Source organism: Dolichospermum planctonicum, assembly GCF_005402965.1.
GTDB lineage: Bacteria > Cyanobacteriota > Cyanobacteriia > Cyanobacteriales > Nostocaceae > Dolichospermum > Dolichospermum planctonicum.
The window spans coordinates 22,455-47,545 of the sequence record NZ_BJCF01000012.1; the positions used below are offsets into that span (position 1 = coordinate 22,455).

The following is a 25,091-nucleotide window of genomic DNA, read 5'->3' on the forward strand; positions in this document are numbered from 1 at the left end:
TATCATAAGTAATATCTAACAGTCGTAACAATGCGACTTTTATTAACTCGTAAAGCATTTTTCAAAAACAAAGTTGTTTGATTATGTAAAATACTATCCCACCAATTACGAGGAACAAAAGCAGGAATAATGATAGTTGTGAAAACACCTGGGTGATTTTTCTGGAACTGACCAATAAAATCTACAATGGGGTCAATTACAGAACGATAGGGAGATTCAATAATTTCCAAAGGAATATCCGCTTCTAGATTTTGCCATTTTTTTTGTAATTCTTCCCGGTCTGTAGAACCAATATCTACGTGAACAGCAACAATTTTATCTGCAATTGTCCGCGCATAGTCCAAAGCTTCTACCGTTCCTCGGTTGAGTTGTCCCACTACAACTACCGCAGGGTGAGTGACAACTGCGGGTTTGGGAACGGAGATATAAGTCCGGGGTGCTAAATCGTGGATACTGAGACGTTGAGCTACATATTGATAATGACTATGAATAGCTGCAAATAGAGTAACTACTAAAGGAATTGCGATTACAACCAGCCAAGCACCTAATAGGAACTTAGTACAAATAATTACTAATAACACTATTAGGGTAGAAAATGCTCCTAAGCTATTCATGATTGCGCTTGCACGCCAACCTCTGGTTTGTTCTTGAAACCAGTGACGTACCATACCCGCTTGGGAGAGAGTAAAGGAAGTAAATACACCAACCGCGTAGAGAGGAATAATGGCGTTAACTTGACCTTTAAAGATAATTACTAAGACTCCTGCACAGATACTCAAGAGCATAATACCATTAGAGTAGACCAAGCGATCGCCCAAGAGAGATAATTGACGAGGTAAAAATCCATCTCGTGCTAAGAAATAACACAGTCTGGGAAAATCTGCATAACTGGTATTAGCAGCTAACATCAAAACCAGCAGAGTGACAATTTGCAGGAAATAGTAAACAGGTCCATTTCCCAAAATAACCCTACCCAAAAGAGAAACTACGGTTTGTCCTTCTTCGGGAACAATATGATAAATGTTTGCTAAGTAGCTGATACCCACAAACATAAATCCCAAAATCACTCCCAAATATAACAAAGTCAGGCGAGCATTTTTCCATTCTGGAGTTTTAAAAGCTAAAACCCCGTCAGATATTGCTTCTACCCCCGTTAGTGCGGTACAACCGGCGGAAAAAGCCCGTAAAATGAAGAATACACTTATGCCTTCACTAACAGGAAGAGAAGGATATTCAGTTATCACCTGCCCAGTGGTATATTTAAACAAACCAATGCCAATTAACAGAAAAATGCTGGTAATAAAGGCATAAGTAGGAACCATGAATATCTGTCCTGACTCCTTGACACCCCGGAGATTTGCCAGCATAATCAAAAAGATGAAAAACAAACACAGCAGGACAGTGTGAGATTTCAGTACCGGAATGGCTGAAGTCAAAGCGGCTGTACCAGCAGATATACTGACAGTTACAGTCAAAATATAATCAATCATCAGCGAACCACCAGCCACCAATCCGGGATAAAGACCGAGATTTTCCCTAGCGACAATGTAAGAACCACCACCTTGAGGATAGGCGCGAATGGTTTGACGATAGGAAAGGACTACTATAGCCAAGAGGACGATAATTGCTACAGCAATAGGTAAGGACAAACCCAGAGCGCCACTTCCTGCTGCGACTAAAACTAGTAAAATTTCTTCTGTAGCATACGCTACCGAGGAAAGAGCATCAGAAGAAAGAACCGCTAAAGCCGCACCGTTACTTAATCGCTCTTCGCTATGGGCGCTGGTTGGTAAGGACTTACCAAGGAAAAATTGCTTAATCTGAGGATACAAGGACATAAAAAGTCCACCAGATAAATGTGTTTATGTTTATTCAATTGAGGGGAAACTCAAGTCTGAGTTTATAGAATATAGCAATTTTGGCAGATTTGTAACATAATTAACTGTTAAGTTTTTTAGAGTTAGATCCCCGAATTTTTCAATAAGTCGGGGAGATTATATTTTATAATTTCCTGATCATCTGTTAACAAATTTTGTGCTGCTTCTAACATAGACGGGGCGATATCTTTTAAATCCTCCCGATTATTTAAGTATGTTTTCAAAGCAGACATTGGGTCAATACTGGTACTCGTACTCAATTCAGGAATCCGGGGTTTTGCTAACTGACTGACTAGTTCTGCTTGAATGGTGTAAGTATGGGCGGATTTTAAAGCACTGTGGAGGGAAGAGTTATCAATTAAATCCAATTGATCTGAGCGCAGTTTGTAAATCAGTCGTACCACATTATCTTGAATATCATATTTAGCAATTCCTTTTAATAAAGCTGCTTGTGGATCATCGTGTTTAGATAAATCTACTTCAATTGTCCGAAATATTCGCACCGGTAAAGGACAAAATTCCCAATTTACCTTCCCCTTTTCCAAGTCTATCATGACATAACCTTTATCTTCCTTCTCTTCACTAAAATCTACCCGTTCAATACTTCCCGGATAAATCACTGGTGGGTCATTAGATTTATTGAGATTTTGGTGTTTATGAACATGACCTAAAGCCACATAATCAAAACATGAGCGAGTTAACAAAGACAAAGGTAAAGTAAAACCCTTACCCACTGCTAATAAGCGTTCCGCGCCCAAAGTTGCATTATCAGCCATTAAATGAGCTAAAAGTACCGTAGGAATACTAGGGTCAAGACGACGAATTTCGCCTTCTATTACCACTTGTAAACGTTCTGTGAGTAATTGATTAACTTCGGCCAAAGAAGAACCCTGAGTTTCTTGACGAGTCATCAAAGTAGAACGAGTTAACCAAGGGAGAGTAATTATTTGTATATCTCCATTGCGGGTAGAAATGCGGTGAGTGGTCAAAGTATCACCAACCACAAAACCTGGTACAGCTAAAGTTCGGTAAATATTTAAACTAGCGCCTCCCAAACCTTGGGAATGTTGGTCATGATTTCCTACTAATAACACCGTGGGAATATCTGCATCTACTAAGCGACGAAATTGATGAGCAAAAGCTTCTTGAACATAGGGCGCAGGTGTCGCATTAGGAAAAGCATCACCACCAAATAAAACTAAATCTACATGATCATTTAACGCCCGGTCAATACACAAAGATAATGTCTTGACAAAATCCTCCAGTCGTGTATTTAAACCTGTGAGGGAATTAACACGCCCGTGACAAAAACCGCTACCAATATGGATATCTGAAAGATGAAGAATTTTCATAATTTATTTAATTGTAGGATGATCCCCGACTGCTTCAAGAAGTCGGGGGTTTAGTCGTCTAGACTGCTAACAACTGACTAAATATGAATTCCGCACTCAGTTTTTTCACTTCCACGCCAACGTCCAGCGCGTTCGTCTTCACCTTCACCTACCTTAGTGGTAATAGGTTCGTCACCAATACTGGGATAACCTTGGTCATGGAGAGGGTTGTAAATTACCTTATGTTCAGCTACATACTCCCAACTTTGTTTACGGGTCCAAGTAGCTAGGGGGTTAATTTTCAATCTTCCCTTACCATCTAATTCTAATACAGGCATGGTAGCACGGGTAATAGCTTGATCACGACGGCGGCCTGTAATCCAGGCTACGGTATTCAGTTCATCTAAACCCCGTTGCAATGGTTCAATTTTGGTAATATCGTGGAATTTAGCAATATTTGTATCCCAAAGGGCTTCACCAAATTTAGCAGCAAAGGCTTCACGACTATCTACATCTGGTGTTTTATAGGTTTTTAAATCAAGGTTATAGATTTCTTTGACTTTAGCAACTAATTCTAGGGTTTGGGGAAAGTGATAAAGGGTATCAAGAAAAATTACAGGAACTGGATGCTCAAGTTCTGTATACAGTATATGTGTCAAGATGATGTCATCAACGTTAAAGGCACTAGTTTGTACCAGTCCCGTGGGGATATTGTTAATAGACCAAGCTAAAATTTCCTTGGGGGTTGCGGTTTCCAATTGCTGATTTAGTGCTACTAAGTCAAAGGTGGTAGAGGCTGTCATGATATTTCCTTAAACAAAGATTTTTTACTTTTATTAAATTTAATATTACCTTAATGAAGTTACATATCCCCGCCGATGCTGGAGTACAGGGAAAAGAACTTCTTACCAATTACCAATTACCAAGTCCCTCATTATGTAGTATTTTGATTGCAAGTCTGTTTAAGGATTCATACTATGCAACAGTTACTCAAAAAGTTATTTAGTAACAAAAAATACTTTACTCGTCTTCTTTTACCTTTACTGGTAATGGTGATGGGGACTTGGCTGTTTATTTTACCTGCTTCTGCTACTGGTGTATACGAAATGCCAGGTTTAACAGCAGATACTTGGATTTTAGATCAAGGTGATGTGATTAGCCGATTTAATGAAGGTAATTTGACTAAGACTTTCAAGGATTTGGCTCAGGAAACTGGTCAGGAGGTGAGACTTGTAACAATTCACAGGCTTGACTACGGTGAAACACCGGAAAGTTTTGGCAAAGGATTATTTACTAAATGGTTTCCAACCGCAGCAGAGCAAGCTAATCAAGTGTTATTACTAGTTGACACCGTTACTAATGGAACTGCTTTAATTAGTGGTGATAATATTAAGTCTCTATTGACTGATACGATCGCGCAGAGTATTACTGAAGAAACATTAGGTACATTTTTGCGTAATGGCAATAAATATAATCAGGGTTTTTTGGATGTGAGCGATCGCCTGGTTGCGGTTCTATCTGGTAAACCAGATCCAGGTCCCCCACAGAAAATAGAAACTGTCAAAGTAGAAGGAACGTTCACTAAAGCGGAAGACACTGATAAAGGCAATGCTACTGTTTGGGTTGTAGGGCTTTTAATTGCGGCTACTGTGATTCCCATGGCCACATATTATATTTACCAAGTGTTTCAACCAGCAACTAAAGAATCTAAAGAATCTGGGGAATAGGTAATAAGTGATGAGGTAAGTATTTACTCATCACTACTACTAATCAATCTTGAATATAATCTTTACCGCATACTAAAGCTAATTCAGCGCGGACAAATTCTCTACCTAAATAAGCTGCATGATCTAAGAAGGTAATAGGACAATCTGGAGTTTCTTCAAAGATCTTAATACAGAGTTCTTTGGCTGTGCGGCCACTAAATACGGTTGTGTGTGTTCTTTCCACCTTACCGCGTACGGGAATGACCTTACCTGTTTCTGGATCTACCGCTAAACCACGCTCATTAATAATATTAGTGAAGTGCTTGGCATAAATCAATCCTTCATTTTTATCTATGTAGATGATAAAATAGCCATTGGGGTCAAGATCAATATGACGCTGGGAAAGTTTATGATCAATTGCTGTCAAATCTTCAAGTAGTAAATCCTTCATGCTTTATCAAAAGTAAATTTATTGAGACAGTCTTTTTTAGATTACATCTTCAGTGTAATTATAGATCATTTAGGTAGATACCGGAATTCTGTGAGAAGTCCGGTATCTAAAAGCGATCTAGATTTTGCTATTTAAAAGGTAATTCTGCATTAATAGCGTCTATTTCTTGTTGTTCGATGTGATTGACTTCTCGAATCCAAGGGAGGATAATTTTTTCTAAACGGTGGTTATAAAAGCGGTGGAGACTGTGATTAGGAGTAGCAGGAAAACCACGGCGTTTTTTATGTTTACCACCAGCACCGGGATCAAAAGTTTGGATATTGTGAGCGATCGCCCATGCAATTGGTGTATAATAACAAGCGTCAAAATGTAAGCAATCTATGTCTTGAAAACTCCCCCAATAACGTCCATAGAGTTGATTATCTTTAAATAAACAAAAAGACATTCCCAGGGGTTGACGCTGATCTTGATCTTGTTGGTGATAAGCAGCAAAAAATACAACGCGATGACGATAATTATGGTATAACTGTTCAAAAAATTGCTTTGTCAGATATTTGCTACCCCACCAACCAAACTTATCGCAAGTATCAGCATAGAAATCATACATTAAGGGAAACATAGATGGGGGAATTTCGTCACCAGTCATAGCTTGAAGTTTTAAACCTGCTTGTTCTACAGCTTTGCGTTCCCGTTTAATATTGCGTCTTTGATTAGCATTAAAGCCAGTTAAATAATCATCAAAAGTTGTAAAATCAGCATTTTTCCAAATATAACTATGATGTAACCAAGTTGTCAAACCCTGTTTTTCTAAAATTGGTCGCCATTGGGGATCAACATAGAGAAAATGACAGCTAGAAATGCGATGTTTAACACAAAAACTATCAATTTCATGGAGCATTAAAGCTGTAATTTCTTCCTCATCTTCTCCCGGTGAAATTAAAAACCGATAGCCTTCTGCGGGGGTAAATGGTGTCATTCCCAGGAGTTTGGGATAATATTCTATTCCTAAGCGAGATGCTAATTCAGCCCATTGATGATCAAAGACAAATTCCCCTTGGCTATGTCCTTTTAAATATAATGGAGCAGCAGCAATTAAAGTTCCATCTCGCCATAAAACCAAGTGATTTGGTAACCAACCAGCATGGGCTGTAGCGCTATGGGATACTTCCAAATTGTGCAACCAATCCCATTCTAAAAAAGGGGTTTTTAAGGGTATTGCTAAAGCATCCCAAGCAGATTTAGGAACATCCGCGATTGTGTGAGTCCAAGTGACAGAATAGTTAGGTTTGTGTGCTTTTATCATTGTGTAATTATTCAACAATTTAGGATTTTAGATTTACTTATGACTGATGAATTATCCGATAGTGTAAAAATACTTCTTGCTCAACTGTGGATACTTCTAGTAATTGTAACTGAGGAGCAAGAGCAGATAAAAATCCTTTTTTTCCTACCGGTGAAGGAGCAGTATTACCACCTAAAATCAGTGGACAAATAGTCAGCCAAATTTCATCAATTAAATCCAATTCAAGAAAAGATGCTACTAATTGTCCTCCTCCTAAAATAGCTAGACGGCTAATTTGTACACTTGCTAAGTATTTTACAACAGCCAGAATGTCAATTCCTCCCGTAGGAGTTTCAAATATTAAAATTTCCTCAAATGCTGAACTTTTTTCCCAAACAGAAGCCCCTATAGAAGTTGTGAGTAACCAACGTCTCACCGGTTGTTGAAAAAATTTAATGTCCGGATTTAGATTAGCTAAACGGGAAATCACTATATGAACAGGTTGGGGGTGGTTATTTACTTTTATTCTTTGTTGCAAGAGTATTGACTCTGATATTATCATTGTCGTACCGTAAGCACGAAGGGTATCAGCACCGAATAAAACAGCATCAGCAGCAGCAATTTGTTTCTCCAGATGGAGTTTATCATTTAATGAACCAAACCGAGCAGGGGAGCGGTTTAAATCTGCTATTTTGCCATCAGCACTCATGGCTAAAACTACTGTGGTATGAGGGCGATTTTCCATCATTAAGTTACTTTGATAATTTTTAGCTGCTGTGTAGATTTTCTCATAGTTTATAGCTATAAGACAATGTTGAGAAATTTTACTCCCTATATTGATATGCAACAATATTCACTATATCTACTTTTTATGATTTACATGATGTTTATTTTTAGGGAAAACAGATAAATTAATAGGCAGGTAATTGGTAATTGGTCATTGGTCATTGGTAACTGGTCATCGGTAATAACTTTTTAAGTTTTAATTTTCAATTTTTACCTATTTTCTATCTATTAAAAATTCTGATAACACTGATTAAATCGGCTTTATCTTCTATAAAATGTCTCCTTTAGTGAGTGTAATTATATATCTTTTTATGGTGGTTTAAGAATGCGAAAAGAGACAACAGATGGTTAAATCTAGTCAATCGTCATTTAGACGAATTTTAGTAACAAGAATACTGCTGGTATTTGTCCCGGTTTTATTAGTAGGTGAATTAGTCGCCCTGAATAAAGCCCGTTCTAGCCTTTTTAATACAGCCAGACAAAATTTAACAGAAAGTGCAGTTAACAAAGGAGAAAAAATTAGTGACGATATTGCTGCTTTACGTTCCAATTTAATTACCGCTAGTCAAACGAAAGTAATTCATTCTGGATCATCTGTAGAAATTCAACAATTTCTTAAACAACTCAAAAACCAACTACCAAACCAAATTGATTGTTTACAACTCACCCATATTAAAAAAGGTGATATAATTGCTAGTAGTTGTGGTGATCAAGAAATTACCCCATCAGGTTTATCTCCTACCAATAATGATGTTGATATTCAATTTATATTACCACCTCCAGCAGGAAAAACTGGCAAACGAGATAAACAAAATCAACTCCAGTTGTTTTTATCAGTTCCTGTTGCTAATCAACGTGGTAATTTAGCTTACCGATTAAGCATTAAAACCACATTATATCAACAAACTCCCAATCATCCAGGCTCTCTGACTGGTTCTTTAGTTGTAATTTCTGAAGATGGTAGGGTTTTAGCTCATCTATTACCGGAAAGAATCGGTACTAATATTAAAAATTATCCCGATGTAGAAAGAATACAAGCTATAGTTAAAGATGCTTTAGCTGGAAGTAATAATTCTAGTAATTTATCTTTTAAAGAAGGAGAAGAATTGGTCGCTGGTTTTACAGCTACTACTAAACCTATAACCACAAAACCATCACAAAGATGGATTATACTAGCAGTTACAACTGTAGAAAATGCCCTATTTGGTTTAGAAGAAATTAAACTAATTCTGATTGTGCTAACAGTTGGTTTAATTGGTGCAAGTTTATTAGCATCATTTTATTTAGTTCCTTATTTAGCAGGTCCAGTAGAAGAACTGCGCGACTATGCTGTTAATCTTCATAGTCACCACGCAGCCCAACCTATTCCCCGTAATTTCAAAATTCGGGAATTTAACCAACTAGCACAAGCATTAGATCAAATGGTAGAAAGACTCAAAGATTGGGCTGAAGAATTAGAAATTGCTTGGAAAGAAGCTAAATCAGCTAACCAAATTAAAAGTCAATTTTTAGCAACAACTTCCCATGAATTAAGAAACCCACTTAATATTATTATTAATTGTGTTCGTCTGGTTCGTGATGGTTTGTGTGATAACAAAGAAGAAGAATTAGAATTTCTCAAAAAAGCCGATGATACAGCAATTCATTTATTAGGTTTAATCAATGATTTATTGGATATTTCTAAAATAGAAGCTGGTAAACTTTCTGTAATTATAGTACCTCTAGATTTACGTCAATTATTATTAGAGGTAATTAACTTACAATCAGTTAATATCCAATCCAAAAGACTACAATTAATTTGTGATATAGGTGATCAACCCATCCCAATTAAGGCAGATATAGTTAAACTTAAACAAGTGCTAATTAATATTATTGGTAACGCTACTAAATTCACAGATGAAGGTAGTATTCAAATTAGTACAAGTATTTACACAAATAGTCATCAGCCTTATGCTATAGTCTCCATTAAAGACACAGGAATTGGTATTGATCCAGAAGAACAAGGTAAACTATTTCGTCCCTTTGTCATGGTTGATGGTACAACTACGCGCAAATTTGAAGGAACTGGATTAGGTTTAGCAATTTCCCGGAATTTAATTGAACTGATGGGTGGTAGAATTAGTTTGCAGAGTTTGGGTTTAAATCAAGGAACGACGGTAATCATCAAATTACCCTTAACTGATCTAGCTTTATTACCAAATACAGAGAAAAAAGATGCTATTGGTAATGGAGTTAGGAGTCAAACTAGCCGATAAATTAAAAAGTAAAACATTTCTGAAATGAAACGATTTTTATCAAGTATTCTTTTCGTGACAACTTTATTAGTAGCTTCCGCTTGTTCATCAACTAATAAATCTACTAAAGTAGAAGTTTCTCCTAGTATGATGATGAATGATGATCAAGATTCTATGGGTGGACATGAGGGACATTCTATGGAAAATATGAATCATGAAAATAATTCACAAACAACTACTAAAGCGACATTAAATACTCCCAAAACTTTAACTCCCAATCAATCAGTTAATTTAGTCATAGATATTCAAGATGCTACGGGAAAACCTGTAAATAAATTTGATATTTTCCAGGAAAAAATCATGCACTTAATTGTAGTTAGGGATGATTTAAACTCTTTTGCTCATATTCACCCCGAATACAAAGACAATGGACGATTTCAAGTAACTACAAAGTTTCCAGAATCAGGAAATTATACACTTTTCAGTGATTATAAACCCGCTGGTGCAAGGGAAAATGTCTCTTTAATGAAGATCACAATTCCTGGTACAGTTTCACCCCCAAGAGATTTAGAAAAATTCACAAAAACTAAAACCTTAACAGATACTAAAGTCAATCTGAATATGTCTGAAAAAAATCTGCAAGCTGGTAAAGAAGTAAGTTTAATTTTTGATTTAAAAGACAATAAAAATCAACCCATTCAAGACCTACAACCCTACTTAGGAGAAAAAGGTCATTTAGTGATTATTAAAAGTTCGTCTCCCCTGACAAAATCCGATTATATTCATGCTCATGCACTCAAAAATAGCCCAGATGGAAAAATAGAATTTGAGACAAAATTTCCCAAATCAGGAATATATAAAATGTGGATGCAATTTAACCGTAATGGAAATATTAAAACCGCAGATTTTTGGGTAAAAGTAGAAGAATAGAAGCATAGATTAGGCGGTTATAAACCGCATCTACACAGACATAACCCACAAAGGTGGGTTTAAAATCCTTTTAGCCTCGTCCTCCCTTGGGGGGAGGTAATTGGTTTTATTTTGTATGTTATCACACCTGTAAGTATATATATTCACATATAAATATCAGATGATTTTAATTACTCCTCTGTCAGATGGGTGCTAATTAGCAAATAAGCCTCCTTTGCAGCAGCTTGTTCAGCGGCTTTAATAGAACGTCCTTTACCTTGTCCTAACATTTTTTCATGTAGCCAAACTTCAGCAAAGAAGCGTTCATGATTGCGGTGGGGTTGACTAATTTCTAAAACTCGATATTCTGGAAGAACCTTAAATTGTGCTTGAGTCCATTCTTGCAAAGCCGCTTTATAATTGAGTCTAGCAGGGTCAAGACGGATTTCTGTGGTTAGCTGTTGGAAATGGGGATCTAACCAAGGACGAATCAGGTTAAGATTTTGAGTGCTAAGGTAAAGCGCACCTAGAACTGCTTCAAAAGAATCTGCTAATCGTGATTCTTGCCCGATATGATCAGCAGTAGCACTACCAGCCACTAATAAATATAATTCTAAACCATATTCTCTTGCTAATTGGGCGAGAATGCGATCGCTCACCAAAACCGAACGAATAGCGGCAAAATCACCAACGGAGCAATTAGGGTAATGTTCCCATAATACCACAGCCGCCACGAGACGTACCACCGCATCGCCCACAAATTCTAGTTGTTCATAATTGGCGGTATCGGAGACGGTAGGATGAGTTAGTGCCAAGTCCAATAATTGCCACTTTACTGGTGCATTTAGTGACAAACCAAACTTTTGAACTAAACTTTCAAGCTGCCGTTGTCTTCGGGGATAAACGCTGGACATTAGGTAAGTGTGGAAAAAAGGGCTAATAACTCTTAACTTAGCATTAAATTATGGAGTATAAGTACAAGTTGTTTTTTGTGGAAAAATTTTCTGTCTGCATATTCTCAGAATTGCAACTAGCTGCGGAATGTGGAATTGAGGTAAGATAGCATACCATAAATTTATGGTATAAGTTTACTTTATATTAATTTTATTTAACAATTAACTGCTTTTTTTCGTTCTTTTCTTTTTCTCTGGTTTGAGTAAGGGAGCATTTAAGGCTTCATATTGACTAAATAAAAATTCAATTCGATTTAATTCACTGACAAAGGGCTGGGGACGATAACATAAGTCTACGGCTTTATCTAATATTTGATGTGCCTTTACTAAGTCTGGTGGCATTGTCAAGGGATCATACAAATCGGCTAAACTACTATCAGGATATTTTGCTCTGGTGTCTAATACTGCTTGCGCGGCTGTTTCTACTTTCTGTTTTTGTTTCTCATTGACGTTTTCAGGAAAGGGATAGTTATTATAAACGATGGTATTGGAATAGCGATAATCACTTTTTAATCTTCCACATACATATTTTACCCATGTAATGTGCATTTCTGAAGTAAGAATACCAAATAAATAGAGAGTAGCATTAGGGATACAACTACAACTATTCGCAACAATATTATCTTTGTTAAATAGACCGATGGGAATATATTTTCTATTTTCAGATGAGTGTAGAGGAATAATTATATAATTACTATCAGGTTGTCTATTTTCAATAAACAATGTAGGAAAATCTGCCCATTTTACCGTTGATTGTTTTGTACTTGATAATCTCATTTTTCTAACTTTAATGACTCTATCAGACAATAATGGCAATTTTTTTAATTCATTAGGTTGAATATCTTTAAGCCAAAAACACCAACGTTTTTTACCATTAAGAAATTCATCAGCAGAAATAAATGGTTTAATAAATTTTTCTCCAGATGGTTCTTGAATGACATATTCTAGCTTTTCTTCCTCAGTCATTAAAAGGTTTCCTCCATCTGTAGGCTTACTACCATAGATCATTTCAGGTACACTAAAAATAGGCTTAGTTCTCTTCAAGATAACTAAATCATTTCCTGGTGCTAAATACGGATTAATATTTTTAACTTTCCTCTCTGTTGGTTCACCCTTAATATTTACATAATCAAAAACTCTCTTATTTTCAATATCCTCTAAACCAAACCCAATAATTACACAATGTACAGCAGCATTACCTTTAGCTTCATTACTCCAGCTAAAAGTACGATGAGCAAAATGTATTTTTATTTTGTAATTATTGTAAAGTTCTTGCCAAATAATCCCAACTTGTTCACCTTGTGATATAGAATTTGTACTCACAAAAGCACAACGAATATTTGTATCTTGTATTAACTGAGCAGCTTTGATATACCAAGCACTTACATAATCTAAAACACCTGAATTTTTTATACTATTACAAACATATTGCATATCCGCTTTTTGTTCTGCATTTTGTAGCTGTTTACCAACAAATGGGGGATTTCCTAAGATGAAACTTAACTTTTCCTTCTCGACAACGGTTTCCCAGTCAATTCTTAATGAATTACCATGAACAATTTTCGCAGATTTAGTTAAAGGAACTCTAAAAAAATATTGACCAAATTCATGACTAACCTGAATATTCATTTGATGATCAATTAACCACATTGCCACCTCCGCAACACGCACCGCAAATTCATCATATTCAATACCCGCAAATTGATCTACATTAACCTTAATAATATCTTGAATATTAATAAATTGCTGTCCATTTTTATTCAATGCTTGCAAAATTTTCATCTCTAGATCTCGCAATTCCCGATAAGTGATAATTAGGAAATTACCGCAACCACAAGCAGGATCAAGAAAATAAAGATTAGCGATTTTTTGATGTAATTCTTGGAGTTTACCCCGATTACTTTTGACTTTTTCCAACTCTAAATATAAATCATCTAAAAATAGAGGTTTAATCAACTTTTGAATATTTTTTTCCGAGGTATAATGAGCGCCTAAATTTCGTCTTTCTGTGGGATTCATCACCGCTTGAAACATCGAACCAAAAATAGCCGGTGAGATTTTACCCCAGTCAAAACCACAAGCTTCTAAAAACATTTCCCGCATTTTGCTATCAAAAGCAGCGGGTTGTAAAACCTCTGCAAATAATTTCCCATTCACATAGGGAAACTGAGCCAAATTAGTATCTAAATTTGTTAATCTTTTTTCCGGTGGTGTATTTAATGTATGAAAAATAGAAGCAATGTGCATTGCTAAATCACTACCATCTGATTTAGTATGTAAATCAATATATTCCCAAAAAATACCTTTATCAAAAATGCCTGTATCATCAGCAAATAAACAGAAGAGTAACCGGACTAAATAGACTTCTAAATCATGACCTCGATAACCAACTGCTTCTAGTTTATCATGTAGTTTACCCATTAATTCAGCGGCTTGGATATTGACCGGATCTTCATCTTTATAGGTGCGTTTTTCATAACCAGCAATAAAACCGAATAAATGAACCTGATTAATAAAATCTTTGAGGACAAATTCTGTGGTAATATTAGTATCTAAATCGTAGAGTTTAAACTTTTGGAAATCAGAAACTAAAATATATTTTGGTAATTCATGTTCTTTTAAACCAGGGAAATAATCTTTGGCTTGCTGCATAGCTTTATCTAGACTTTTCCCCCTAGATTTATGTTCTACTAAAATTACACCCTTCCAGAGTAAATCAATAAAACCTTGTTTATTATCGGCTTTTTTGACAGATTGTTCAAATGTTGCCACCCTGCGACGAGAAATACCAAAAACATGAAAAAACCCATCCCAAAATGATTTAGCTTCTGCATCTTCTGAGGTTTCATGTTCCCATTCTTGAGAAAATGCGATCGCTCGGCTTTTAATTTCGTTCCAGCTTAATGGCATAGTAATAGTATATTTCTACTTGGTTGATGTTTTTTTATAAGTCTGTTTCAATTCGTTTAAGAAATTAAAATGCTTTTCAATAAAATTTTTCTCATGGGGATTTTCTACATTTTCTAGTGCCAAATTCAAATCTCTTTGGGCTGCTTCTAATAATTGTCCGCATAGTATCCGTCCAGTTTATATCTATAGTTAATTATCATAGAGCTATGATAGAGCGATCGCCTTTACCCAAAAAAAACTTAAATCTATCATTGTGAAAAAACGAACTATGGAAAATAAAAAATCCATAATTCGCTTAAAAAGAGAGAGTCGGTAGTAAGCCGGGTTCTGTTCTCTTGCGAGGGCAGTTATCTATCTGGGATGCTTGTTACCAAACACCTCTAGCGGCTCTTTTTCAGCGGAACCGGTAAAAGACCAACCGTAGTTCCTCCGGCCTTGCTCCCAACCGGGGTTTACCGAGCCAGCGCCTCTCGACGCTGCTGGTGCGCTCTTACCGCACCTTTGCACCCTTACCAACCAATAAATTGACTGGCGGTATCTTTCTGTGGCACTATCCTCACGATCACTCGCACTGGACGTTATCCAGCAAGTTTGGTCTTTCGGGAGCCCGGACTTTCCTCAAACCAGTCTGAATGACTAATCTGCAACTGCCTACGCCTACTCTCCCCCTTTCTCTAGTTTACTTTTAATTACATGAAAATCGCAAGACTCAGATCCCTGATTTTTTCAAGCAGTCGGGGGTATTCCTAGATTACTTTTTATTCCAAGGTAAAGCGTAGGTCCAAGGGAGTTTTTTAATAGTAAAAGGACAATTAATAATTGACACTGGGGGAACATTTATTCCCGGTGCTATACCGACTCTCATTTCTGAAATTCGCAATACAAGTTGTAAGGAAAATTCTAAATTTTTTTTACCATCTAAAAAGTCTTTGTATAACTTTTTATTCCCTTTAACTCCCGCTACATTGATTAAAGGTGAAGCTGGTTTATAGACTCCTGATTCTTTATCTCTTTGAAAAACATCTTCAGCGGTGACATTTTCAGAAATTGTCTTTTTAGGGGCGATAATTGTCGGCACTTGGGGTATAGCTAAATCCCGGGTTAAGTCAGGAGATTTGCGAATTACCCGCCGCGACTGCTTGCTATGTTCAACCACAAAAGAACTATTATCCCAGTCAACATATATAGCAATACTGTCTGATTTATTTTCAATACTCATGGATAATTCTTTTAAATCATCTTGCACTTTATCTAAACCATAAGTACCTGTTTTAAAAGAAATACCCACTGTCTCCTGAAGATTTTGTTCTTTTAATTGATTATCAACAGCACCTTTTTGGAAATCAACTTTAACTATATCGTCTATAGATTCAATCATGCGATTAAATGTCCAATAGACGGTAAGTATATAAATCATCAAAATAATCAGATTTTGGTCGCCATTTTGCATTTTTATAACCCTGATCTTCTACCGATTGACAAATGGTAACATAATCTGAACTATGATTTGTCTGATTTCTTTAATTTCTGTGATCAACTTGTGTGATGTGATTGGATATGATCTTCTTATGTGTGACTGTAAATCATGAAAAATCTACTTTTCTTCACCCAGGCTTACCCTACCTTATGCCATTACTATCTTAAATCATGATCATCACCAAAAAAATCTGCCCAAATTCTAGTTTAGACAGTTTAAAGGCTAATCAAACCACCTGATCAATTAACTTGCGTGTTCCCAGTCACTGAGTAATTCAGACTGCTGATTTTTACTTTTGATTTTACGGACTGGTACTTGAGGAGTTCCAATATCAACTGGAGAAAAGGACTGCTTCTTTTGAGCAGACTTGCGTTCTTTTGTATTATTCATGACTATTTTCACTTTCTGAAAACTTTCAACTCTATTTAAGTTTTCAATGTTGATTTAGCCCATACCGGATAAAAGATTGAGTTGATTATGAGATTAAGCATTTATCAATCTATCAATCTGTCAGATTTTTAAAGATTTTTATATTTAGTAGTTTCTACTACAAATTCTTGCTTCTCACCTCCAATTATCAGGGCTTAATTAGCAAAATACAGTATTAGTTGATTTCCTAGATAAATGTTAATCATTTAGCCATCATTCCCCAGACTGATTTAATATCTTACTAATTTTAAATTCTAATTTTTGTAGTTTTTTTCGATGAAGATACAACAGGAATAAATACCCATTATGAGCAGATATAATTCTCAAATTATCAACATTAAAATTCAATTATGGATAAATGAGTTTTATCTGTATAGCTACAGCCAGGGTAATATAGCAGTTGTGGTGCGGGCATCTTGCCCGCCCAAATTGTACCTCACCCTGATGATAATCCGCTGTAAGTTATTTGCTATTTAACAAAAACTTTACTGTAGAATCTGATGCTGACAATATTTTTGGGTTGGTGTGACAGAAACAACTTCCACCTCTACAGGTTTTTCTGGAGTCGGGTTAATGATAAATTCACTTGGTCCTTGATGGGGTTGTTGAGGATTTCCCCAGTCATAGGTATAACCTAAACCAGACCAGGGATAATATTCTTTTTTAGCATTGCTATAGGAATTGGTGTATATTGTCTTGACCACAGGACTATTATCAGGAACAGGTAAAGGTAAAAGATCGCAACTAGAATCGTTAATTTCTCCATCAATACATGGTCTCATTAGATCTTCTCCTTTTACCCACATTTCCACAAAATGGGTTTTGGTAGAATACTTATTCAAAATTAACCCCAAATACTGTTGTAATCTCAATGAAAGTTCAATATGATCAGGAATATTGCTATCAGTTGCTTGATATTTTTGACAAAATTCTTTAACCTGTGGTACTGCTGTAAACCAAGTTTGATAAGGTAGCAGTTTTTTTGCACCTATTGGCCAGTCTGTAGTGGGATTACTTGTATATTTCCAAGTTGACATCAAATATTGTATTTTGCCATTATTTTCTCTTGATTTGATTTGTGGATTATTTGCAGACAAAGCCCAAAGATTATTCACTACTTCATTTGCTAATGGTTCTTTGGCATCTTCAATACTATCTGCTAATGTTTTTGTGAGCAAATTATAAGTTTCTGGTTGATATTGCAACAGATAGTCATAGACATTTTGAGTTACTTCTAATTGGGCTAATTGAGTTTTTGATGCGGGTGTATTATAGCTATTCATTCCTTCAGCTAATACCCTATTTTGCCATCCAAAAACTAAAAATGCACAACAAAGTAAGCCTACAAATAATTTGTGCTGCCAATTTTTCATGATTAATCATTCCCTACTTGAAATTTTTTATAGGCATCTTAAATGATTTCTGCACAATATTCGGTAGTGTTGATAGAGTATTGCCCAGCCTACGTATATTTGCAAAATCAAATCTGAATCCTATGTCAAACCTGATTCTACATGAAAATACTATTTTACTTCTGGTAAGAATTATTAATAAATAATTAAAAAATACCGATGGCTTTACCCCTTGTCTGAATCCTTACGACTAACCGATAAATAACCAATAAATAACCAATAAATAAATATTGCTATTCTCAATTATTTCTTAATAAAACTTTAAATTTGTTAACAAATCTGTCTGCAACTCCTTTAATAACTAGAATTTTTTGTTTGTAACAGTTAATTTATATTTGTTGTCAAATTCTTCTCTTGGTTAGATACTAGGAATACAACAAAGCAATTATTTTTATGAACGCTATTTCTAATCTGGAATTTAAACGCTCAACTTGGCAAATAGCCATTCTCTTGACCTTGGGCTTTTGGCTGAGTGCTAGTCTGGTTTTAGATTGGGTAATTATGCCTAGTCTTTACTTTGCCGGCATGATGAACGAAGCTAGTTTTTCTATAGCAGGTTATGTAGTTTTTTGGAATTTTAATCGCTTAGAATTATTAGCCGCTACTGTGGTTTTAACTTCTGTATTGGCTATTAGCAAAACTCAATCTCATTGGCGCTTGGGTAGTATTGCATTATCTGGAATATTGTTAACAGTAGCATTACTAGATACTTATTTCTTAACTCCCCAAATGTGCGCTCTAGGAGCTAATTTCAGCTTACTCCCTAGTGATCCAGTCCCAGCAATTATGAACTTATTACACAGCGGTTACTTCCTGCTAGAGGCCTTTAAGGTCATAGCAGGAGGTATACTTTTAAATTGGTGTTGGCGGGAAATTTAAGCCTCATCAGTGTTAGGTAAGAGTAGACGGATAGCGAGAAGCGCAAATCCAATGGCAGCGATCGCTTTTAAAATGCGTGTAGGTAAAAATTCAGACACCGCACCACCAGCCAATGCTCCCAAGAGGCTAGTTAAGACTAAAGCACCCGCTGTACCAAAAAATATAGCCTTTCGAGATTGTCCTTGTCCAGAAAGAGCGATCGCTGCTAACTGACTCTTATCACCTAATTCTGATAAAAACACTGTCACAAAGCTCAGTCCTAAAAGATTCCAGTCCATATTTTCCTCGGTTGACAATATTTGACAATATTACAAAAATTAACCTTGAATGACATCCCAGACCAACATCAGGGAAATTAGTAGCAACATGACACCGGCTAGTTTTTCAACAGTTTTAGGGCTGAGTTTCGTAGAAATCCAACCACCTAATAATACTCCTAATAAACTAGTAGTAATTAATGCTACGCCAGAACCAAGAAAAACTACCCAAGGAGCATGAGATTCTGCACTCATTAACAGGGTGGAAAGTTGAGTTTTATCACCAATTTCCGCGAGAAAAATCGTGATAAAGGTTGTCCCAAAGACCATAAATACAGATGTTTTGCTTTTGGGATCATCCTTAACTATAGTCTGATGTGACTGGTTTTCGGTTGCAGATAATTTAGGAATGCTGAATGGTGCAGTATCAATTTTCACGGTCGTTAGTTTTGTCTTTCAGTTATTTTCATATTCCTTTCATTTTCTCATATTGTTGTCATAAATTGCAACCTGATTGAATTAAAAACCCACAGCTTGATGAAAGCGGATAATTTCCCAACTGCGATCGCTTATTGCTGTACTTTTATTTATCAAGATGCAATAGTAAGCAAATAGTAGCATTAATTTTTTGCATGAAGAATACTAATGAGAATATGCGTTAATGATATTAAAAAGTAATCTAAAATAAAATCTCTTATCACAACTTTGGGCGCTAAAATACCGGATATAGAGCGAATTGAAGATATTCATGTCAGAAATTCTTTTAGATTCTCTATATAATTATTTGTTAAAAAAAGTAAGAAATATGAAAATACAGAGTTTTAAATTCAGTAATAATAAAGAAAATTGGCACATTCAGGAGGTTAAATTTGAGAGTCTAAATTTACTTGTCGGTGGTTCTGGAGTTGGAAAGACAAGAATTTTAAAAGCACTTAATTTAATTTGTGATACTGCAAAAGGTGTAAATCGTAATTTAGATGATTTGGAATGGAGTATCAATTTCTCTCATTTAGGACAAAATTATAGGTGGGAGTTAAAAAGTTCCTCAAGCAAGAAAGAAGAAATATTTCTAAATGTCAATGAGTCGGAACAGACTGAAATTATTTATGAAAAATTAGTTCGATATGATGATGATTCTGAACTGGAGATACTTATCCGTACTATTTCAGATTCAAAATTCAATAACGAAAAATTACCTAAATTAAAAAGAACTGAAAGTGCAATTACTCTTCTTTCAGAAGAAAATTTAATTATTCCAGTCCTTCAAGCATTTAGACGATTAATATTCAACTTTGAAACTGCTGAGACTCAGAGATTTATGCTTAAGGCTGATTATGATGATCTGACTCAAATTATTAATAAACTAGAAGAATTTTCTGATAAAATAAATATTTCCAGGTTTAAAGAAATTTTTACTGGTAGTTTGAGTTTGCCAGTCATAAAGTCTTTTTGTTTGCAGAAATTTTTGCCAGATGATTTCAATGAAATTAAAGAGTATTATATTGATGTTTTTTCAGAAGTTAACGATGTGAGAGTTAGTAGCGAGAGAACCTCAGATGGTGATTTTAGGCTATTCTTGGAAATTCAGGAGAACGGTGTAGAAGACTGGATTCCTCAACAGCGAATTTCATCCGGTATGTTTCGTACTTTAATTTTTTTAATTGAAGTAATTACTGCTCCTGAAGAGTCAGTAATTTTAATTGATGAATTTGAGAACAGTTTAGGAATTAACTGTATGGCTGAATTAACAGATTTTATCCTTGATAAATCCTCAGACATACAGTTTATACTTACTAGCCATCATCCATATATTATCAATAATATTCCTTGGGATAATTGGCAAATAGTTAATAAATCTGGAAACAAAGTCAGAGTCAGAAAAGCTCCAGATATTCCAGAACTGAACACAGCATCTAGCTTAGATAAGTTTACTCAATTAATTAATTTACTTGACTGGGAGGAATTTTCCGAGTGAATCTTTTATTTTTAGTAGAGGGGGGAAAGACTGAACCAAAAGTATATAAAGCATGGTTACAACATTTATTTCCTAGCTTAACTTTTGTTGTCCGACCTGAAGATATGACAATAAATACTTGTCGAATTATTGCAGGGGACGGCTATCCAAATATGGTGAGTAAGCCTAAGCAATATCCAGGAGTTTCTCGACTGGAAGCCTGTTTAATTGATATAGTAAAATTCGGCAATGTCAATCATTTTTTTATATGTATTGACTCTGAAGAAAATTCTTATACAGATCGTTTTCATGAAGTGAAATCTAAACTTGATGATCTCAAGTCAGGCTGCAATATAGATAGCTCAAAAACAGAGATTCATATAATAATTCAGCATTGCTGTTTTGAAACATGGGCATTAGGTAATGCAGAAATTCCTAACGAATATAGTTCAATTGTAAGTTCTACAGTTTTATCTGATTTTCAGGCATATTACGATATTTTGGTCAATGATCCTGAAGAAATGTCTTCATGTCCACCTGGATATATTTTTGGGACAAAAGCGAAATTTCATGAACGTTATCTCCAAGAATATCTCAGACGATTTGGTTTGTCTTATAGTAAGAAAAATCCAAAGGTTGTAGCGGATAAAAAGTATCTAGATGCGTTAAAAAAGCGATGTGAATCAATGAATCATTTATCTAGCTTGAAATTATTGTTAGATATATGGGACAGCATAGAAACTTTGTAATCAGTAACAAAATTTAGATATATGAAAGTGAATCTCCCATTGATTACTACGCTCAAAAACACAATGAGAGAATACCTGTATGAATTAAATCAAAAACCCACAGCTTGATCAAAACGGATTTGTTCTAAACTGCGATCGCCATAAACTCCTTCAATCTGCTGACGACAGCAGTCAATCGCAAAATCGTTTACATCCTCTGCTTCAATACCATACATTTCTGCAAAGGTTTCTGCTTCTACACGACAAAACCGAGGACGGTGAGGATAAATTTTACATTCCCTTGTACCATGATCATAATTTACACACCATCCCCCTTCACCTATCATACTGAGGTAAAGTTCTAAATCCGGTGGTGAAAGATACTCTTCTAAGTCTGGACGATCCGCTGGTGTTAAGTTACAGCAAGCCCCACACTGAGATATACATTGCCAAGTAGCCATATTTTTAACCTTCTGCTATTGCTGCTATTTTACTTTTTTATGACTTTTTCTATAATTTTGTGAACTAAATTAAATTTTAGATCCCCTAAAAAGATATGATAAATTACGGGTTTGGCTATGAAATTATTAAATCTTTTTAAACCATTAAATCATTGGGAGGAAAAAATGGACATTTTAGCTAACATCAATTGGGAAGTTGTCTTACAGTTGACTTGCGTGGGATTAATTGTGATTTCAGGTCCCATAGTCATCTTTATCCTAGCATTTCGCAACGGCAACCTGTAAATTAGTTAATGGGTAATAAGTAAGAGTTTATCTAATCACCATTACCCATTGATAACAATCGGGGTTAAATCCCCGCTTCAAACAGTTTTTAATCTTTAACTCATAGCACAGGTTGATAAAGCCTGGATTGCCTTTTCAATAATTCCCTCATATATAGGTTGAGATAAGTTTACCTGTGCAGCATTTTCGCGGTTGAAACCTAACAGACCAAATTTATCATCTGGCCGCATCACTAAAACCTTACCTTCGGAATTTTTGACCCTTAATTCTTTACCCATACCATTTTCATAAATTCCACAAGTGTATTGACGCTGTTGATATTCAAAACTCACCGCTGATAAATTTGATGAATTAGTGAAAAGTTTGAGAATATGATTTGGAAGTTTTGCACCAATTAACTCAAGTTCAATATTAATTTGACCATTAAAGTTATTTTCCCGTAATTTGTAAGCAATATCTAATCTTGACGGTAAAGGAAAATAATCACCCCAGCGCCATGCTATCCCTTTAATTTCCACCAAGTTATTATCAATATTTTGAACTACAGTTAATTTAATATGACCCTTACCAACAATTTTTTGTGCAATCACTTGGACATTAGGAGTCCAAAATATAGGGTCTGAATTATCAATACCACAGGGATGGAGAATATTTAATTGTTGCAAAAGATCCTCATTAATTTCGTGAAGATTCACTTGAGTATCAATTTTCAAAAGAGGTTTGAGATGTTGAATTTCTAAACATCTATTTGCAAATTCCGACAACCGCAATCGAAATTCTGGTAAATTTTCCGCTGGTAAAGAAAATCCTCCCGCAGCCTTGTGTCCTCCAAATTTACCTAATAAATCCCGACAACTATCTAAAGCCGCAAATACATGAAATTCAGCAATTCCCCGCGCTGAACCGCGAATTATGCTGTGATTTTCATAAGTACCAATAAACACCGGCACACCATAACGTTCTAGTAAACGAGAAGCCACAATACCAATGACACCATGATGCCAATTATCTTTGATAATAACTAATACGCGGTCTTTTTGTAAAGAGTTTATATATAAATCCTCAACCATAGAAATAGCTTCTTGTTCAATTTCTTCACATATTTGCTGACGTTGAGTATTAGTTTGTTCACACTGAATAGCTTTAGCTAATGCGATACTAAAATCATCAGTTGTCAGTAAATCAATGACAACTTGTGGATCACCAATTCTACCTATAGCATTAATTCGCGGTCCTAATCGAAAACCAATATCTTCCGGTTTTAAAGATTTGGAATTTTGGTTTTTTTCTCCTTCACTAGCTTGCACTCCTGCAACTTGAATTAATGCTTGTATCCCTGGTAAATTAGATTTTGGTAATAACTTTAAACCCCGTTTTACCCAGCGACGATTTACACCCGTTAAGGGGGCTAAATCAGCAATAGTTCCCAAAGTAAATAAAGCTAAAAGTGGTTGAACTAAACCTTTAATTTCCCCTAACTGTTGTGCTAGACAAACTGCTAAAATATAAGCCACACCCACACCAGCCACACCCCGATAGGGAGAAGATTCAGCTATTAGTTTTGGGTTGAGAATTGCATTAGCTGGAGGTAATTTTTCTGGAATATCATGATGATCTGTGATAATAACTTTTAAACCTAATTCTCTGGCTTTAGTAATAGGTTCAACAGCAGAAATTCCATTATCTACAGTTAGAATTAGTTTTACACCTTCATCATAAAATTCTTGGACAATACGGTTATTAATCCCATAACCATCGTGCATTCGACTAGGAATAGCATAATCAATATCAGCGCCCAAAGCCCTAAGACTTCTTAATAGTAATGCAGTGCTGGTCATACCATCTGCATCATAGTCACCACAAATAGCTATTTTATCATTATTGGCGATCGCTATTTCTAATAATTCCACACTAGCAGCTAAATCGGGAAATTCTGCCAGAGGAGAAGGTAAAATCAGAGATTCAGGTTCTAAAAATATCTTTGCATCTTCGGGAGTTTCCATGCCCCGATTAATTAATAATTGGCCGATAATGGGGGAAGTATTCGTTAAATTTGCCAATTTTTCGGCTAATTCTGGATTTAATGCGGCAATTTGCCAGCGTTGATTAGGTAAGCGTTTGGTAGATTGATGATTAGTCATTCGTCATTTTGGTTGTGTAAACTAGACCTATATTCTTTTCGATTCTATCAAATTATGTCACTTTCATCACTGATTATTTACTTGATATTTTGACCTGCATCTACATTTGTGTTTTTAAATACTATATAAATCATTTTTTCAGATATAAAATATGTTTTTCAACAGTCCATAACAACAGACAAATATTTTTAATCATTGTGTAGCTACCGTTGCAAAAGCAACTCTCACAAGTATTTTTTGACCATTTTAGGTAGAGATAATGACTTACAATTCAGAAGAAATGCAGCAAATTCTCGAAGTAGCTTTTAAACGTAAGCAACAAGGAGAATATACAAGAGAGCAAATAATAGAAATAGCCTCAGAATTAGGTGTTTCTTCAAAATCTTTGCAAGCAGCGGAACAAGAATGGTTAAAAAATAACGTAGAAGTGAAAAAAGAACAAATGTCTCATAGTCAACAACGAAAAGAATTTAAATCACACCTATTTGCTTTTATGGCAATCAATGGTTTTTTAGTGCTATTAAATTTAGTAGTTAGTCCCGGATATTTTTGGGCAATTTACCCCATGTTAGGATGGGGTTTAGGTCTATTACTCCATGGAATTAAGGTTTATACAAGTAATTCCTAAA

At 35.5% G+C, this 25,091-nt stretch carries 23 protein-coding genes and 1 other RNA gene; 8 read left to right on the top strand and 16 right to left on the bottom strand.

What is annotated here, in order from left to right; genetic code table 11:
• Positions 1-2 precede the first annotated feature (2 nt).
• The 3 genes from FFO06_RS07385 to cysH all read right to left on the bottom strand — a co-directional run bounded on the left by FFO06_RS07385 (position 3) and on the right by cysH (position 4,011).
• Positions 3-1,838: an APC family permease gene (locus FFO06_RS07385; protein WP_137907460.1), complete on the bottom strand. Its 1,836-nt coding sequence runs from the start codon at positions 1,836-1,838 to the stop codon at positions 3-5.
• A 122-nt stretch (positions 1,839-1,960) separates the two neighbouring features.
• Positions 1,961-3,232 (bottom strand): exonuclease subunit SbcD, encoded by a 1,272-nt coding sequence (gene sbcD / locus FFO06_RS07390; RefSeq protein WP_137907461.1) that lies wholly within the window; start codon positions 3,230-3,232, stop codon positions 1,961-1,963.
• Positions 3,233-3,306: 74 nt separating this feature from the next.
• A complete protein-coding gene (gene cysH / locus FFO06_RS07395; protein WP_137907462.1) occupies positions 3,307-4,011 on the bottom strand; it encodes a phosphoadenosine phosphosulfate reductase in 705 nt (234 codons plus the stop codon).
• A 174-nt stretch (positions 4,012-4,185) separates the two neighbouring features.
• Here cysH and psb32 point away from each other — a divergent pair, with 174 nt between their 5' ends.
• A complete protein-coding gene (psb32, locus tag FFO06_RS07400; RefSeq protein ID WP_137907463.1) occupies positions 4,186-4,935 on the top strand; it encodes a photosystem II repair protein Psb32 in 750 nt (249 codons plus the stop codon).
• A gap of 43 nt (positions 4,936-4,978) precedes the next feature.
• Here the strand turns inward: psb32 and FFO06_RS07405 are convergent, their stop codons facing one another.
• From FFO06_RS07405 to FFO06_RS07415, 3 genes are all read right to left on the bottom strand, one after another.
• The gene (locus FFO06_RS07405; protein WP_137907464.1) at positions 4,979-5,365 is read right to left on the bottom strand and encodes a DUF4346 domain-containing protein; all 387 of its coding nucleotides are present in this window, start codon (positions 5,363-5,365) and stop codon (positions 4,979-4,981) included.
• Between the two features lie 127 nt (positions 5,366-5,492).
• Positions 5,493-6,668, bottom strand: a complete 1,176-nt coding sequence (locus FFO06_RS07410) for a GNAT family N-acetyltransferase (RefSeq protein WP_137907465.1) — start codon at positions 6,666-6,668, stop codon at positions 5,493-5,495.
• A 37-nt stretch (positions 6,669-6,705) separates the two neighbouring features.
• Entirely contained in the window at positions 6,706-7,395 is a 690-nt protein-coding gene (locus FFO06_RS07415; RefSeq protein WP_137907466.1) for a RibD family protein, read from the bottom strand.
• 382 nt (positions 7,396-7,777) lie between these two features.
• On the opposite strand from FFO06_RS07415, the gene FFO06_RS07420 reads away from it, so the two are divergent.
• Together FFO06_RS07420 and FFO06_RS07425 are read left to right on the top strand one after the other, a co-directional pair.
• Positions 7,778-9,688 (top strand): sensor histidine kinase, encoded by a 1,911-nt coding sequence (locus FFO06_RS07420; RefSeq protein ID WP_137907467.1) that lies wholly within the window; start codon positions 7,778-7,780, stop codon positions 9,686-9,688.
• Between the two features lie 24 nt (positions 9,689-9,712).
• Positions 9,713-10,597: a DUF8832 domain-containing protein gene (locus tag FFO06_RS07425; protein WP_137907468.1), complete on the top strand. Its 885-nt coding sequence runs from the start codon at positions 9,713-9,715 to the stop codon at positions 10,595-10,597.
• A gap of 170 nt (positions 10,598-10,767) precedes the next feature.
• On the opposite strand, the gene rnc is transcribed toward FFO06_RS07425, so the two are convergent.
• From rnc to FFO06_RS07450, 6 genes are all read right to left on the bottom strand, one after another.
• Positions 10,768-11,490, bottom strand: a complete 723-nt coding sequence (gene rnc, locus FFO06_RS07430; protein WP_137907469.1) for a ribonuclease III — start codon at positions 11,488-11,490, stop codon at positions 10,768-10,770.
• A gap of 201 nt (positions 11,491-11,691) precedes the next feature.
• Positions 11,692-14,439 carry a class I SAM-dependent DNA methyltransferase gene (locus FFO06_RS07435; RefSeq protein ID WP_137907470.1) on the bottom strand — a complete coding sequence of 916 codons (2,748 nt, stop codon included), beginning with the start codon at positions 14,437-14,439 and terminating at the stop codon, positions 11,692-11,694.
• Positions 14,440-14,739: 300 nt separating this feature from the next.
• Positions 14,740-15,104, bottom strand: an RNA gene (rnpB, locus tag FFO06_RS07440) — RNase P RNA component class A.
• Between the two features lie 86 nt (positions 15,105-15,190).
• Entirely contained in the window at positions 15,191-15,889 is a 699-nt protein-coding gene (locus tag FFO06_RS07445; protein WP_028084564.1) for a hypothetical protein, read from the bottom strand.
• Positions 15,890-16,159: 270 nt separating this feature from the next.
• Entirely contained in the window at positions 16,160-16,306 is a 147-nt protein-coding gene (locus FFO06_RS21480) for a hypothetical protein (RefSeq protein WP_190371875.1), read from the bottom strand.
• Positions 16,307-16,830: 524 nt separating this feature from the next.
• A complete protein-coding gene (locus tag FFO06_RS07450; RefSeq protein WP_137907471.1) occupies positions 16,831-17,718 on the bottom strand; it encodes a hypothetical protein in 888 nt (295 codons plus the stop codon).
• Positions 17,719-18,150: 432 nt separating this feature from the next.
• Between FFO06_RS07450 and FFO06_RS07455 the strand changes: the two genes are divergently transcribed.
• Entirely contained in the window at positions 18,151-18,636 is a 486-nt protein-coding gene (locus tag FFO06_RS07455) for a DUF4149 domain-containing protein (protein WP_137907472.1), read from the top strand.
• Here the strand turns inward: FFO06_RS07455 and FFO06_RS07460 are convergent.
• Positions 18,633-18,914, bottom strand: a complete 282-nt coding sequence (locus FFO06_RS07460) for a TMEM165/GDT1 family protein (RefSeq protein ID WP_028090900.1) — start codon at positions 18,912-18,914, stop codon at positions 18,633-18,635. The two genes, FFO06_RS07455 and FFO06_RS07460, sit on opposite strands and share 4 nt — an antisense overlap.
• 39 nt (positions 18,915-18,953) lie before the next feature.
• Positions 18,954-19,331 carry a TMEM165/GDT1 family protein gene (locus tag FFO06_RS07465; RefSeq protein ID WP_201275437.1) on the bottom strand — a complete coding sequence of 126 codons (378 nt, stop codon included), beginning with the start codon at positions 19,329-19,331 and terminating at the stop codon, positions 18,954-18,956.
• A 310-nt stretch (positions 19,332-19,641) separates the two neighbouring features.
• Between FFO06_RS07465 and FFO06_RS07470 the strand changes: the two genes are divergently transcribed.
• Together FFO06_RS07470 and FFO06_RS07475 are read left to right on the top strand one after the other, a co-directional pair.
• Complete coding sequence (locus tag FFO06_RS07470) at positions 19,642-20,868, top strand: AAA family ATPase (protein ID WP_228036607.1); 1,227 nt, start codon at positions 19,642-19,644, stop codon at positions 20,866-20,868.
• Complete coding sequence (locus FFO06_RS07475) at positions 20,865-21,596, top strand: hypothetical protein (protein ID WP_137907473.1); 732 nt, start codon at positions 20,865-20,867, stop codon at positions 21,594-21,596. Before FFO06_RS07470 ends, FFO06_RS07475 begins: the two co-directional genes overlap by 4 nt.
• 89 nt (positions 21,597-21,685) lie before the next feature.
• Here the strand turns inward: FFO06_RS07475 and FFO06_RS07480 are convergent, their stop codons facing one another.
• Complete coding sequence (locus FFO06_RS07480; protein WP_137907474.1) at positions 21,686-22,036, bottom strand: YkgJ family cysteine cluster protein; 351 nt, start codon at positions 22,034-22,036, stop codon at positions 21,686-21,688.
• 165 nt (positions 22,037-22,201) lie between these two features.
• On the opposite strand from FFO06_RS07480, the gene psb30 reads away from it, so the two are divergent.
• Positions 22,202-22,321, top strand: coding sequence for a photosystem II reaction center protein Ycf12/Psb30 (psb30, locus tag FFO06_RS07485; RefSeq protein ID WP_137907475.1), 120 nt, complete (start codon positions 22,202-22,204; stop codon positions 22,319-22,321).
• A 95-nt stretch (positions 22,322-22,416) separates the two neighbouring features.
• On the opposite strand, the gene recJ is transcribed toward psb30, so the two are convergent.
• A complete protein-coding gene (gene recJ, locus FFO06_RS07490) occupies positions 22,417-24,462 on the bottom strand; it encodes a single-stranded-DNA-specific exonuclease RecJ (RefSeq protein ID WP_137907476.1) in 2,046 nt (681 codons plus the stop codon).
• A gap of 259 nt (positions 24,463-24,721) precedes the next feature.
• On the opposite strand from recJ, the gene FFO06_RS07495 reads away from it, so the two are divergent.
• Positions 24,722-25,090 carry a 2TM domain-containing protein gene (locus tag FFO06_RS07495; protein ID WP_137907477.1) on the top strand — a complete coding sequence of 123 codons (369 nt, stop codon included), beginning with the start codon at positions 24,722-24,724 and terminating at the stop codon, positions 25,088-25,090.
• Position 25,091: the final 1 nt, after the last annotated feature.